This is a genomic window from Treponema sp. R6D11 (genome assembly GCF_054786075.1).
In genome coordinates this window covers 1-349 of sequence record NZ_BDHD01001252.1, presented here as the reverse complement: position 1 = coordinate 349, position 349 = coordinate 1, and the positions used below count along the sequence as shown (strand labels likewise).

The following is a 349-nucleotide window of genomic DNA, read 5'->3' as shown; positions in this document are numbered from 1 at the left end:
CAAAAAAAAACAAGGTAACAACAATCATTACGAACAGAATAATCCATATTCCGCCGACAGGCGTGATAAACGTCTGCGAAAGGATCATGTCCAGTACAACCCCGTGGGTTCCTACGTTGATATATTCGCCGTAAAACGGGTTTGCGCCCATATCGGTGGTTCCCGTATCAACCCGACCAAGAATGCAAAACTTGTCCTTTACTTTGTTTTCTATGTCCGTTTGAGTATTTTTGTAACTGTCAATGTTTTCCGAAAGGTATTCAAGTAAAGTGGATATATAATCGGCCTCATCGCGGATGGTGTCCTCGTCCTTGGGAAACATTTCGATAATTTCAGGAAGCAGGTCGTT

1 pseudogene is annotated in these 349 nt (G+C 42.7%); it reads right to left on the bottom strand.

The features are described 5' to 3' along the window. Window positions 1–349: pseudogene (locus ACYVTD_RS18320) on the bottom strand (CHASE2 domain-containing protein); the annotation flags it as partial.